Origin of the sequence: Methylobacterium sp. DB0501 (genome assembly GCF_011043735.1) — a bacterium.
Classification (GTDB): domain Bacteria; phylum Pseudomonadota; class Alphaproteobacteria; order Rhizobiales; family Beijerinckiaceae; genus Methylobacterium; species Methylobacterium alsaeris.
In genome coordinates, this window is record NZ_JAAKGV010000018.1 from 164,982 (window position 1) to 177,445 (window position 12,464).

Genomic DNA, 12,464 nt, shown 5'->3' on the forward strand with positions numbered 1-12,464 from the left:
CCGGGAACGGGGCGGGTGATGGAGGCACCGCCGCGTTCGGAGCCGTCGCCCCGTCACGCCGCCCGATGGATGAACCGCCGGTCGAGCCACAGCAGCACGCCGTTGGCCGCCACCGCCACGATCACCAGCATCAGGATCACCGCGGTCGTCTGCTGGACGTTATGCAGGCTGATCCCGTTGACGATCAGGAAGCCGAGCCCCCTCTGCGAGGCGAACATCTCGCCGACCAGCACCCCGAGCAGCGTCAGCGAGAACCCGACCCTGAGCCCCGTGACGATTTCGGGCAGCACCGCCGGGGCGAGGATCGTGCGGATCGTCTCGGCCTGGCCCAGCCGCATCGCCCGGGCGGTGCGGATCAGCACCGGGTTGATGCCCTTGACCGCCGTCAGGGTGAACAGCGTGATCGGGATCACGCCGTGGATCACCCCGAACGCCACCTTGGCGCCGATCCCGAGGCCGAAGACCAGCAGGATGACGGGATAGAGCGTGACCTTCGGGATCGAGTAGAGCCCGGCCAGGATCGGCTCGGCGACCTCGCCGGCGAAGCGGCGCAGGCCGAGGACCAGTCCGAGCCCGATGCCGAGGAGGGCCGAGATGGCGAGCGCCCCCGCGAAGGCGGAGAGCGTGGCGCCGGCATGCGACCAGAACCCGGCCGTCGCGACGAGGCCCGACAGGTGCCGGAACGCGGCGAGCGGGGAGGCGATCGCCGCCTCGCCGGCATAGGCATGGAGCGCCTGCCAGAGGCCGAGCAGGACGACCACGGTGACGAGGCCGTCGAGGAGCCACGGGCCGCGCGGGCCGGTGGCGGGGAGCGCGGCGGAGCCGCTCATGCGCGGGCGCGCCGGCGCATGACGCGGCCCTCCCAGGCGTGCAGGGTCATGTTCAGCCCCGTGACCACCACGAGCACGAACAGCATCAGGGCGTACATGGTGCGGTTCTCGAAGCCGTCATAGGCGTAGGCGATGGCGTGGCCGAGCCCGGCATCGGCCAGGATGAACTCGCCCGCGATGATCCCGATGAAGGCGTAGGCGAGCGCTAGCTTCACGCCGGTGAGGAGGTAGGGCAGGGCGCTCGGCATCACCACGTGGGCGAGGGTGGAAAGCCGCCCGAGCCGGTAGGACCGGGCGGTGCGCATCAGCACCCGCGGCACCCGGTCGAGCCCGTTGAGGGTGGCAAGGATCATCGCCGGCACCCCGAACGCCATGCCGAGCACGATCAGCGGCACGCTGTTGAGCCCGAAGATGGCGACGAAGAGCGGGTAGAAGACGAAGGTCGGGATCGAGTAGTACGAGGCGAGCAGCGGATCGAGCCCCTGCCGGACCCGCGGCAGCGCGTGGATCGCGACGCCCAGGGTGAAGCCGATCGCGACGGCGAGCACGACGGCGATCGCCACCGTCGAGAAGGTCCGGGCGATGTCGCCGGCGATCTCGCCCGAGGCGATGAGGCCCCACAGGGTCGCGGCCATCTCGCTCGGCGGGATCAGGGTCAGGGGGTTCACGAGGTGCAGGCGGCACACGGCCTCGAGCAGCAGCACGAAGCCGGCGATCCAGGCGATGCGGGTGAGGGTGACGGCGCGCTCGCGGGTCATGGCGCACGGCCCGCCTTACCGATCGCCTTCAGCGATTCCTCGCGCAGGTGCGACCACAGCCGGGCGGTGATGTGGCCGAAGCGCTCCTCGGCGACGATGCGGCTGTCGCGCTCGCGCGGCCAGCCGGTCTCGACGATCTCGATGAAGCGGCCGGGCCGCGACGACATCACGCCGATGCGGTCGGACAGCATCGCCGCCTCGTCGAGGGCGTGGGTGATGAGGAGCACCGTGGCCCCGGTCTCGCGCCACAGCCGCAGCAGCTCGTCGCCCATCAGGAGGCGCGTCTGCTGGTCCAGCGCCCCGAACGGCTCGTCGAGCAGGATCAGGCGCGGCCGGGTGACGAGGGTGCGGGCGATGCAGACCCGCTGGCGCATGCCGCCCGAGAGCTGCGCCGGATAGGCGTGCGCGAAGTCGGTCAGCCCCATGAAGCCCAGCGCGTAATCGACCCGGCGGGCGATCTCGGCCGCATCGACGCCGGCCCGGCGCAGTCCGAAGGCGACGTTGTCGGCGACGGAGAGCCAGGGGAACGAGGCGTCCTCCTGGAACACGATGCCGATTCCGTCCGGCACGCCCTCGACCGGTGCGCCCTCGAAGGTGACGGTGCCGGCATTCGGCCGCCCGAGCCCCGACAGGACGTCGAGCAGGGTGGACTTGCCGCAGCCGGACGGGCCGACGACCGAGAAGAACTCGCCCTTGACGAGGTCGAGGTCGAGGGGCCCGAGGGCGGCGAGCCGGCCGTAGACGCGGGTGACCCCGCGCAAGGACGCGTGGATCTCGCGGGTCTCCGCGGGCATCGCCCCGCGGGGATCGGCGCTGAGGGCAACGACGGCCATGACGGCTCCCTACTGCGAGGCCTGGAGGTCTTTCGGCAGGAAGGACGTGTCGACGACCTGGCTCCACTCGACCGGCCCCTTGAGGCGGCCGACGAGCTTCATGCCGTCGAGCATGCGGTTCATGTTGTCGTAATGCAGCCGGCCGTCGCCGAAATACTCGAAGCCGACGAAGTGCTTGAACACCTCGCGGAACACCTTCGAATCGCCGCTATAGGCCTTGGCGACGATGTCGGCGGCCTCGTCCGGATGCGCCTTGATGTAGGCGACGCCCTCGCGCCGGGCCTCGATCAGGGCGCGCAGCTTGTCGCCGCCGGTCTTGGCGAACTCCGCCGTGGTGATGCCGACGGTCTGGGTCAGCGCCGGGTTCATGCAGTCCTTGGCCCAGAACGCCGCCTTGACCTTGCCCTGGTTGCCCGACCACAGCGGCTCGCCCGACATCGCGGCATCGACCGCCCGGTTGAGCACCGCCGACAGGTTGGCGCCGAGATCGCCCGCCGCCACGAGCTGCAGGTCCTTCTGCTCCAGCCCCGCCTTCTGCAGGCAGTTGAGGATGATCATGTTGGTGACGGAGCCGGGTGCCGTATAGGCGACCTTCCTGCCCTTGAGGTCGGCCAGCGACCCGACCTTGCCGTCGGGCTGCGTGATCCAGAGGATGTCCTCGACGCTCTCGACGCCGCCGCTGATGATCTTGATCGGCTGTCCGGACTGGATCGCCAGGATGGCGGCCGGCAGCGCCACCTCGCCGAACGGCACCTCGCCGGCCAGCGTGTTGCGCACCGAGGTGCCGCCGCCGGCCGAGGTGAGGAAGCCGGTGATGTCGAGGCCGCGCTTCTTGAAGAAGCCCTTCTCGAGCGCCACCGCGTAGGGCGCGCCGTAGAAGGCCGAGCCCCAATGCGTGACCGTGATGGTCTCGGCCCGGGCCGGTGCGCCGGCGAGGGCCGCGCCGGCGAGCAGCAGGCTCACGGCGCCGGCCCGCAAGGTTCTCAAGATCATCGTTTCTCTCCCGTCTCGCCGGCTCTGTCTCTCGAATGCGTCGTCAGGCGGTGGCCCAGATCCAGGGCCGCGCGGCGCGGTCGCGCGCCTGCCACTGCGCGATCTCGGCCTCGCGCGTCAGCGTGGCGCCGATCTCGTCGAGCCCCTCCAGCAGGGCCTGCCGCCGTTGCGGATCGATCGCGAACGGGACGACCGCGCCGGACGGCGCGCGCACCTCCCGGGCGACGAGGTCGACCGTGAGAGGCGCGCCGCTCGTCGCCTCGGCGGCGAGCCGGTCGATCGCCTCCTTCGGCAGCACCACCGGCAACAGGCCGTTCTGGAAGCAGTTGTTGAAGAAGATGTCGCCGAAGCTCTCGGCGACGACCGCCCGCAGGCCGAGGCCCATCAGCGCCCAGACCGCGCCCTCGCGCGAGGAGCCGCAGCCGAAATTGCGCCCGGCGATCAGGATCGGCGCGCCCCGGAAGCGAGGCGTGTCGAGGACGAAGGCGGGATCGCCCCCTTGCCCGCCCTCGGGGTTCCGGCGCAGGGCCTCGAAGGCGTAGCGGCCGAGATCGTCCCGCGGCACCCCGGTCAGGCGCTCGATGCGGATGACGACGTCGGTGTTGACGTTGGGCTCCAGGAACGGCGCGGCCGGGCCGGTCACGGCGGTGAAGGGCTGCATCAGATCCGCCTCACGTCGGTGATCGCGCCGGTGACCGCCGCGGCGACCGCCATGGCGGGGCTGGCGAGATGGGTGCGCGCCCCCGGGCCCTGGCGCCCGACGAAGTTGCGGTTCGAGGTCGAGACGGCGCGTGCCCCGGGCGGCACGCGCTCGCCGTTCGCCGCGACGCAGAGGCTGCAGCCCGGCTCGCGCCAGGCGAAGCCCGCCTCGCGAAACACCCGGTCGAGGCCCTCGGCCTCGGCGTCGCGCTTCACGCGCTCGGAGCCCGGCACCACCCAGGCGGTGACGCCGGGCGCGACGTGCCGCCCGCGGGCGAGGGCGGCGGCCTCGCGCAGGTCCTCGATCCGGGAATTGGTGCAGGAGCCGATGAACACCCAGTCGACCGGCGTGCCGGCGAGCGGCCGGCCCGGCTCCAGGCCCATATAGTCGAGGGCCGCGCGCCAGGCCTCGCGCCGCTCGGCATCGGGCGCCGCCCGCGGATCGGGGATCGCGGCGTCGATCGCGATGGCGTGCTCGGGGCTGGTGCCCCAGGTCACCGTCGGCGTGACCTCCGCCACGTCGACCGTCACCTCGCGGTCGAACACCGCGTCGGGATCGCTGGCGAGAGTGCGCCAGTGGGCGACCGCCCGCTCGAAATCCGCACCCTTCGGGGCGAAGCGCCGGCCCGCGACATACGCGAAGGTCGTGTCGTCGGGCGCGACGAAGCCGATCTTGGCGCCGAGCTCGATCGAGAGGTTGCAGATCGTCATCCGGCCCGCGATGCCGAGGGCCCGGATCGCCGAGCCGGCATATTCGATCGCGTGACCGGTGCCCGCATCGGCGCCGAGCCGGCCGATGAGGTGCAGGATCAGGTCCTTGGGGGCGATGCCCCGGCCCATCGTGCCCTCGAACCGCACCCGCAGGCTCTTCGGCTTGCGCTGGCGCAGGGTCTGGGTCGCGAGGGCGTGGGTCAGCTCCGACGAGCCGACGCCGAAGGCCAGCGCGCCGAGCCCGCCATGGGTGCAGGTATGGCTGTCGCCGCAGATCAGGCTGACGCCCGGCAGCGTGATGCCGAGTTCCGGCCCCATCACGTGGACGATGCCCTGGCCGACCTGGCCCAGCTCGAAATAATGCAGGCCGGCCTCCGCCGCGCGGGCCCTCAGGCCCGCCCAGAGCGGCGCCCCCGGGGCGTAGCTCTCGCCGGTCCGGCCGGGGGCGCTCGACACCGCGTGGTCGGCGGTCGCGAAGGCGAGCTCCGGGTTGCGCACCCGCAGGCCGCGAGCCGCCAGGGCCTCGAGTCCCGCCGTGCCCGACAGGTCGTGCAGCAGGTGGCGGTCGACGTGGAGGAGCGACCAGCCGTCGCCGAGATCGGCGACGACATGGGCGTCCCACAGCTTGTCGAGGAGGGTGCGGGGCATGGACCTACTCGGCCGCCGCCGCCGCGGCGGGCGGGTCGTCGCGGAAGCGGGTGCGCAGGGTGTCCCACTGGTCGGCGCCGAGGCGGCGGAAGCGGTCGCGGATCGCCGGGGCGCCGGCCGAGGCCGGCGGGGCGTCGGTCTCCTTCAGGGTGGCCAGGGCGGCGTCGAAGGCCTCCATGGCGGCGCCGAACAGCAGGCTCGGCAGGATCGCCAGCCGGTAGCCCATGGCTTGCGCGTCGGGCATGGCGATGTCGGGCGTCTTGCCGCCGCGCACCACGTTGAGGAGGCAGGGGCCCTTCACCTGGATGGGCACCGCCTGCATCTCGTCGAGGCTCTGCGTCGCCTCGACGAAGGCCATGTCGGCCCCGGCGGCGAGGGCCAGGTTGGCGCGCTCCACCGCCTCGTCGAAGCCGGCGACGGCCCGGGAATCGGTCCGGGCGATGATGAGGAAGTCCGGGTCGCGCCGCGCCGCCACGGCAGCGCGGATCTTCGCCACGAACTCCTCCCGCGGCACGATCTCCTTGCCGTCGAGATGGCCGCAGCGCTTCGGGCTCACCTGATCCTCGATGTGCAGGCCGGCGATCCCGCGCATCTCGTATTCCTGGATGGTGCGGGTGACGTTCAGCTCGTTGCCGTAGCCGGTATCGGCATCGGCGATGACCGGGATGTCGACGGCGCGGGCGAGGGTCCCGGCATTGGCCGCCATCTCGCTCATCGTCACGAGGCCGAAATCCGGGTAGCCGAGGGCGGCCGCGGTGCCGGCGCCGGTCATGTAGACGGCCGGGAAGCCCGCCTGCGCGATGAACTTCGCGGTGATGCCGTCATAGGCGCCGGGCGCCACGACCATCTCGGGGCGCGCGAGGAGCGCGCGCAAGTTGCGGGCCTGACCCATCCGTTCCTCCCTGGCCGGGTCGTGCCGGCCGCCCCGCTGGCGTGAGGGGCTTCGGGACGCCGTTGCGGCATCCACGATCCTGCATCGGTGCAGTTGTCCGGACAGGTTAGCCTTCGTTTCCGGTCTGTCAATGGCGATGTCGGGTGGCGCCGGGGCATGTGATGGGCGTCGCAGGCGACGTGCCGCATCGTCGCCCGGCATGATGTGCCGCCTTCGGTCCCTCCATCCTCCGGGTCGTTCCGCGCTCCGCTGCGCGGCCCCGGGATGACGCGGCGGGTGTCGCTCGCGCCAGGGCAAATCGAACAGGCCTTACGCCCGCCAATCCCCCCGCCGGATCCGCGTCGTGTAGCGGCACTCCTCGCCCGGATGCCAGTTCACCGAGGTCAGCATGATGCCGCCGCTGACGTCGTAGTAGCGGCGCACGAAGCGCATCGCCGGGGCGCCCCGGGGGCGCTTGAGGGCGCGGGCGACCGCCGGCGGCATCGGCCGGGCGGTGATCTCCTGCAGCGCCTCGGCGATCAGCTCGCCCGAGCGCGCCTCGACGAGGCCGTAGACCGCACCTCCCACCTCGCGCAGGTCGGTGAGCAGGGGGGCGAAGCGGGCATGGACGTAGACGCTGACGAAGCAGATCGTCGCGTCGCGCGCGGCGGTCCAGCGCACGCCCTCGGCCTTGAGCCAGGACGAGCCGACCGGCGCCTGCACGAAGCCGGCGACCTCCGGGTCGATCTGGATCATCTCGAGCGTCGCGACGTCGAGATGCGTGTCGCGGGCGTACTCGAACATGTCGGCGAGGTCGTCGAAGACCTGGGCGAAGCCCGGCTGGGCGCTCGTCGCGATCACCGTCGAGCCGGCGCCCTGGCGCCGCTCGACCAGCCCCTTCTCGACCAGCTTGCGCAGGGCCTCGCGCACCGTGAAGCGGCTCGCCGCGAAGCGGGCGCACAGGGCCGTCTCGGTCGGCAGGGTCGCGCCGACCGGGTGCAGCCCGGCGCGAATCTCCTCCTGGAGCGCCCGCGCGATCCGCTCGTTGAGCGGGCCCGCCTCCACGGCTCCCGGCTCCCGCGCTCCCGTTGCCCTGCCGGACACGAATTCCTCCAAAGCCGGCGCTCGCCACTTGTCCAGACAAATTTGCCCGACTAGGCTTCGGGAAACAAGAGGAACGCCCGATGATCCAGACCACAGACCCTACCCTTGCGCCAGCCCTGTCGGACCTGCGCGTCCTGGAGATGGGCCAGCTCCTCGCCGGTCCGTTCTGCGGCCAGCTGATGGCCGATTTCGGCGCCGAGGTGATCAAGATCGAGCAGCCGGGCGCCGGCGACCCGATGCGGGAATGGGGCCGGGAGAAGCCGCACGGACAGTCGCTGTGGTGGCCTGTCATCGCCCGCAACAAGAAGTCGATCGAGATCAATGCCCGGGAGGCGGCGGGCCAGGACCTGATCCGGCGCCTCGTCGCGCAGTCGGACATCCTGATCGAGAATTTCCGCCCCGGCACGATGGAGAAGTGGGGGCTGGGCTACGACGCCCTGTCGGCGATCAACCCGCGGCTGATCATGATCCGCGTCTCGGGCTACGGCCAGAGCGGGCCCTACTCGCAGAAGGCGGGCTACGGCGCGATCGGCGAGGCGATGGGCGGGATGCGCTACGTCGCGGGCGATCCCTCCAACCCGCCCTCGCGGGCCGGCATCTCGATCGGCGACACGCTGGCGGCCACCTTCGCCTGCGTCGGCGGGCTGATGGCGCTGCATGCCCGTACCCGGACCGGCCGCGGCCAGATCGTCGACAGCGCGATCTACGAGGCGGTGCTCGCCGTGATGGAGAATCTGATCACCGAGTACGACAAGACCGGCTACATCCGCGAGCGCACCGGCGCGATCCTGCCCAACATCGCGCCCTCGAACGTCTACCCGACGAAGAGCGGCGTCTACGTGCTGATCGCCGCCAACCAGGACAGCGTGTTCAAGCGCCTCGCCGCCGCGATGGGCCGGCCCGACCTCGCGACCGACCCGCGCTACGCCACCCATACCGAGCGCGGCCGGCGCCAGGCCGAGCTCGACGCCCTGATCGCCGCCTGGACGGTGACGCTCGACCGGGAGGAGCTCGGCCGCCGCCTCGACGAGGCCGGAGTGCCCCGCGGCGACATCTACCGCGCGCCCGAGATGCTGGAGGACGCGCATTTCAAGGCGCGCCAGACCATCGTCGACGTCGCCCACCCGCTCTTCGGCTCGCTCAAGATGCAGAACGTGGCACCGCGCCTCTCGGCCAATCCGGGCCGGGTCGTCACCGCCGGGCCGGAGCTGGGCCAGCACAACGACGAGATCTTTCGCGGGCTCCTCGGCCTCGGGCCGGCCGACCTCGCGCGGCTCGTCGCCGACAAGGTGATCGGCGGGTCCGCCCGCGACGCGGCGTGAGACGGGAGAGAACCATGACCGCACAGCGCCCCGCCTCCGTCACCCTCGTCGAGGTCGGCCCCCGCGACGGGCTGCAGAACGAGAGCCGCCTGCTCTCGACCGACACCAAGGTGGAGATGATCCGCCGGCTCGCAGCCGCGGGCCTCAAGCGGATCGAGGCGGCGAGCTTCGTCAACCCGACGCGGGTGCCGCAGATGGCCGATGCCGAGGCGGTGCTGGCCCGGGTGGTCGGGATGCCGGGGCTCGGCGTCTCGGGCCTCGTGCTCAACGAGCGCGGCTTCGAGCGGGCGCTGGCGGCGGGTCTGCGCGAGATCAGCTTCGTGGCGGTGGCGACCGACGCGATGGCGGCCCGCAACCAGGGCACCACGGCGCGCGGCCTCGTCGAGGCCTGGGGCCGCCTCGCCGGGCGGGCGCAGGCGGCCGGGTTGTTCCGCTCGGTCACGATCGCGGTCGCCTTCGGCTGCCCGTTCGAGGGCGAGGTGCCGCTTGCCCGCGTCATCGAGATCGCCCGGGCGCTGGCCGAGAGCGGCCTCGACGAGATCTGCCTCGCCGACACGATCGGCGTCGCCACGCCCGCCGCCGTCGAGGCGCGCTTCTCGGCCCTCGCGCAAGCCGTGCCGGGCCTGCCGATGCGGGCGCATTTCCACAACACCCGCAACACCGGCTACGCCAATGCCGACGCGGCGCTGCGCTCCGGCGTCACGGTGCTGGATGCGAGCCTGGGCGGCCTCGGCGGCTGCCCGTTCGCGCCGGGGGCCACCGGCAACATCGCGACCGAGGACCTCGCCGCGATGCTGGAGCGGGATCGCGTCGCGACCGGGGTCTCGCTCGCGGCGCTGACCGACGCGACGCGCTGGCTCGAGGCCGCGATGGAGCGGCGCCTGCCCGCCCACGGCGCCCATGTCTCGCCCTGGCCCGCGGTGCCGGCGGCCTGACCAAGAAAAAAGGGGCCGGCCTTCCGGCCGACCCCTGCATCGCGTTCGCGGTCGCCGCGCTTACTCGGCGGCGGTCATCTCGGCGCTGAAATGGCCGCACCAGTCGCTGGTGGAGACGACCGGCCACAGGCCGTGCTCCTGCGGGCCGGGCTGGGTCACCGGGGGGTTGAATCGGCACAGGCCGGCATCGCCTTGGGCGCTCGCGCCGTTGCCGTTGTGCTCGTCGAAGAACTTGCAGCTGTCGCAGGTCGCGTTGGCCATGGTGTGCTCCTGATCGGTCGGCGTGTCCGCCTCGCCTGATGCGAATTAGAACAAATCCAATGTAGGAGTCAAGGCTCGGCCGTGCCGCGAGGGGCGCGTCAGGTTGGGCATCGCCGGGGGACGGTGGATCGTCCTGGCGGGCCGGAGCCATTCGCCGCTGTGGCGCCGTTGCGCCCGGCCGGTCCGGATCCAGAACTCGACCGCACGGGCGAGGCACACCACTCCTCGCCCACACCCGAGCGACGGGGCCGGCGGTCGCCGCCGCCCTGCTCCATGACGGCGCAGCGCCACCGCGCGGGCTCCGCTCGGTGGCGCCGGTCACGCTCGGAAGGGTATCGGCGCCGCGGCCCGAGGCCCGCGCCGTCGCCGCGGATGACACGACCGTCGGCGGAAGCGGCAAGCCGTGGAGCGGAGCGCGGGTGCCGCGCCCAGGCTCAAGGTCGCGCGGCGCCCGGATCGCTCACGCGCTCTTCGGCTTCCAGTACAAGGCGCTCCAGGCCTCCCGGGTGGCGAGGCCGTGCGCCTCCTGCTTCCATTGGCTCATCGCGGCATCGACGTTGGCCTCGTACAAGGCGAGCACCCGGTCGACCGCGCCGACGTAATCCTTTCCCGCCCACCTGATCGTCTCGCTCGTCCGCTGACGACCTCCGAGCCGCGGGGAACGCAGTAGCGTGACGACCTGCCTCATGGACGGGTCCGTGTCCCCCTGAAGGCGATCCTTCAGGATCGCGGCGAAACTGCCGGTATCGTTTGACAGACGCTTCAGAGACGCCCTGACGCCCTCGTGCAGACGTTCGGCATCGACAGCGAGCACGGACTTCGGGCCGGCGAGGAAATCCACGATGGCGAGACACATCGCCAGGGCTACCTCTTCCCGCCCGCTTTCGAGGCAGTCGACCAGGATATCCCGCAGCATCTCGACAGGCTGGATATCAAGCTTCTCTCGATCGGCATAGAGCGAGCAGATGATGAAGCGATTTCGCCAGTTGTAATATTCGAGCCATGATGCCGTCTTCTCTGAAAACGGCTCGTGCCAGATAAACAGCCCCGGTAGGGATACCGTCGTTACATTTTGCTTCGCGCGCAGCCGCAGGCCGTATTCGAAATCGTCGCCGCGGATGAAAATATTCAGTGGCAAGCCGATATTAGCGGCTTTGGACTTTGGAACGCACGCGAACCACCACGCATTATAGTCGACATCGCGGACCTTGTCATAAAACGTCGCTTCTTGTGAGGAGCTCGCATCAATATTGTCGCCAATTTTCTGAAGGAAACCCCAGTAATCGAGCTTGGCGCCACCCTCGTACAGGATGTGCGGACGGTGCATGTCCATCATCTGTCCGCCAATCACGTGCTGAATTTTTGAATAAGCTACAAATGCCCAAAGTCTCTCCAGGACGTTGGTGTCGATATAGACATCATCATCCATGAAAATATGGTGATCGGAGTTCGAGTGCTCCATGGAGTAATCGAGAGTGCGCGCAAATCCGCCCGCCCCGCCGATGTTGCTTTGATCGATCAGATGAAAAATATCGTTGCTTTCCGCAAGTTCGGCAATAACTAGGATGTTATTGGGCGATCGATCGTTGTTGACGATGATGATGTCGGAGATGATGCCGGGATGTTGCGTTGTATAGGCACTCAGGTTCAGTGCAATATTCGTAACGTATTCTTCTTTTCGATAGGTGCAGATGCCGATGGAAAATGACGGCGCGGTTGCTGGCGGGGTAAACGCACAAAAGGCGAGCGATTTGACTTCGAGATCGGTGGTTGCCTCGATATCGAAGAAATAGCGTCCGGGCCCGCCATCCGACGGCATATATTCAAACAGATTGAAATGGATATGAAAAGTATTTTCGGATTCGACTTCACCGATCGGATAAGATCCGATCGAGTAAGTTCTGCCATTTGGGGTTGACCGGAAAAGATGGAGAATGCCGGTTCCCTTCACCTTCCCCGAGAGGCTGATCGCTCTCAGATTGGTATATTTATGCCAATAGGAGGCGTAAAAACTATTAATATAATTGTTGAAGCCAATCTTGCAGCCTCGATTAAGAAACAGAAAGTCGTTGATCTGGCGCACCCCGCCGATGAGTGCCGTGTAATATAGACCAGGAATTTTTGCGAAAGCAGGTGCTGTCATAATGACAGGTTGAAGAACGTATCGGTCGATTTCCGAGCTATAATTCGAATACGTTGATCTGCTTGATAGGATATTTCCATCGTCGGTGTCTGTGGCGACGGCATGGATGGAAAGGTCGTTGTCGTGCATCGATAGGCTCCGTAAGGGGTTGTTAGCCGTAGCGGCCCGTCAGGCCGCCACGGTTTGCTCCGCCCCAGAACAAGGAAATGTTTCGCGTCCGGATGAGGACCTGCAGCAGCGGCGCCCCAAGGTCTTTCGCCGGCGTGCTTCGCCATCGACAAGTCGATGGCGAAGCATTCAGCGCCCTGGCATCGGCGCCCATTCGATCTTACCGTGCACCTCCAAGCGAGCTCGTT

Annotated in this window: 12 protein-coding genes; 2 read left to right on the top strand and 10 right to left on the bottom strand. The window is 69.3% G+C overall.

Annotated elements, in window-relative coordinates; all coding sequences use genetic code 11:
- Positions 1-53: 53 nt before the first annotated feature.
- The 8 genes from G4G93_RS24630 to G4G93_RS24665 form a co-directional block, all read right to left on the bottom strand.
- A complete protein-coding gene (locus G4G93_RS24630; protein WP_165088298.1) occupies positions 54-830 on the bottom strand; it encodes an ABC transporter permease in 777 nt (258 codons plus the stop codon).
- Entirely contained in the window at positions 827-1,588 is a 762-nt protein-coding gene (locus tag G4G93_RS24635; RefSeq protein ID WP_165088301.1) for an ABC transporter permease, read from the bottom strand. The genes G4G93_RS24630 and G4G93_RS24635 overlap by 4 nt, the downstream gene beginning before the upstream one ends.
- Positions 1,585-2,421 carry an ABC transporter ATP-binding protein gene (locus tag G4G93_RS24640; RefSeq protein ID WP_165088304.1) on the bottom strand — a complete coding sequence of 279 codons (837 nt, stop codon included), beginning with the start codon at positions 2,419-2,421 and terminating at the stop codon, positions 1,585-1,587. The genes G4G93_RS24635 and G4G93_RS24640 overlap by 4 nt, the downstream gene beginning before the upstream one ends.
- Before the next feature lie 9 nt (positions 2,422-2,430).
- Complete coding sequence (locus G4G93_RS24645) at positions 2,431-3,414, bottom strand: ABC transporter substrate-binding protein (RefSeq protein ID WP_165088307.1); 984 nt, start codon at positions 3,412-3,414, stop codon at positions 2,431-2,433.
- 43 nt (positions 3,415-3,457) lie between these two features.
- Positions 3,458-4,075 carry a 3-isopropylmalate dehydratase small subunit gene (gene leuD / locus G4G93_RS24650; RefSeq protein WP_165088309.1) on the bottom strand — a complete coding sequence of 206 codons (618 nt, stop codon included), beginning with the start codon at positions 4,073-4,075 and terminating at the stop codon, positions 3,458-3,460.
- The gene (gene leuC / locus G4G93_RS24655; RefSeq protein ID WP_165088312.1) at positions 4,075-5,472 is read right to left on the bottom strand and encodes a 3-isopropylmalate dehydratase large subunit; all 1,398 of its coding nucleotides are present in this window, start codon (positions 5,470-5,472) and stop codon (positions 4,075-4,077) included. Before leuC ends, leuD begins: the two co-directional genes overlap by 1 nt.
- 4 nt (positions 5,473-5,476) lie before the next feature.
- Positions 5,477-6,364 (bottom strand): oxaloacetate decarboxylase, encoded by an 888-nt coding sequence (locus G4G93_RS24660; protein WP_165088314.1) that lies wholly within the window; start codon positions 6,362-6,364, stop codon positions 5,477-5,479.
- A gap of 309 nt (positions 6,365-6,673) precedes the next feature.
- Positions 6,674-7,408, bottom strand: a complete 735-nt coding sequence (locus G4G93_RS24665) for a GntR family transcriptional regulator (RefSeq protein WP_165088317.1) — start codon at positions 7,406-7,408, stop codon at positions 6,674-6,676.
- Positions 7,409-7,527: 119 nt separating this feature from the next.
- Here G4G93_RS24665 and G4G93_RS24670 point away from each other — a divergent pair, with 119 nt between their 5' ends.
- Both G4G93_RS24670 and G4G93_RS24675 read left to right on the top strand, forming a co-directional pair.
- A complete protein-coding gene (locus G4G93_RS24670; RefSeq protein ID WP_165088320.1) occupies positions 7,528-8,769 on the top strand; it encodes a CaiB/BaiF CoA-transferase family protein in 1,242 nt (413 codons plus the stop codon).
- Positions 8,770-8,783: 14 nt separating this feature from the next.
- Positions 8,784-9,704 (top strand): hydroxymethylglutaryl-CoA lyase, encoded by a 921-nt coding sequence (locus G4G93_RS24675; protein WP_165088322.1) that lies wholly within the window; start codon positions 8,784-8,786, stop codon positions 9,702-9,704.
- Positions 9,705-9,764: 60 nt separating this feature from the next.
- Here G4G93_RS24675 and G4G93_RS24680 read toward each other — a convergent pair whose 3' ends face one another.
- Both G4G93_RS24680 and G4G93_RS24685 read right to left on the bottom strand, forming a co-directional pair.
- Entirely contained in the window at positions 9,765-9,965 is a 201-nt protein-coding gene (locus G4G93_RS24680) for a hypothetical protein (RefSeq protein ID WP_165088325.1), read from the bottom strand.
- 460 nt (positions 9,966-10,425) lie between these two features.
- Entirely contained in the window at positions 10,426-12,237 is a 1,812-nt protein-coding gene (locus tag G4G93_RS24685) for a glycosyltransferase (protein WP_165088328.1), read from the bottom strand.
- Positions 12,238-12,464: the final 227 nt, after the last annotated feature.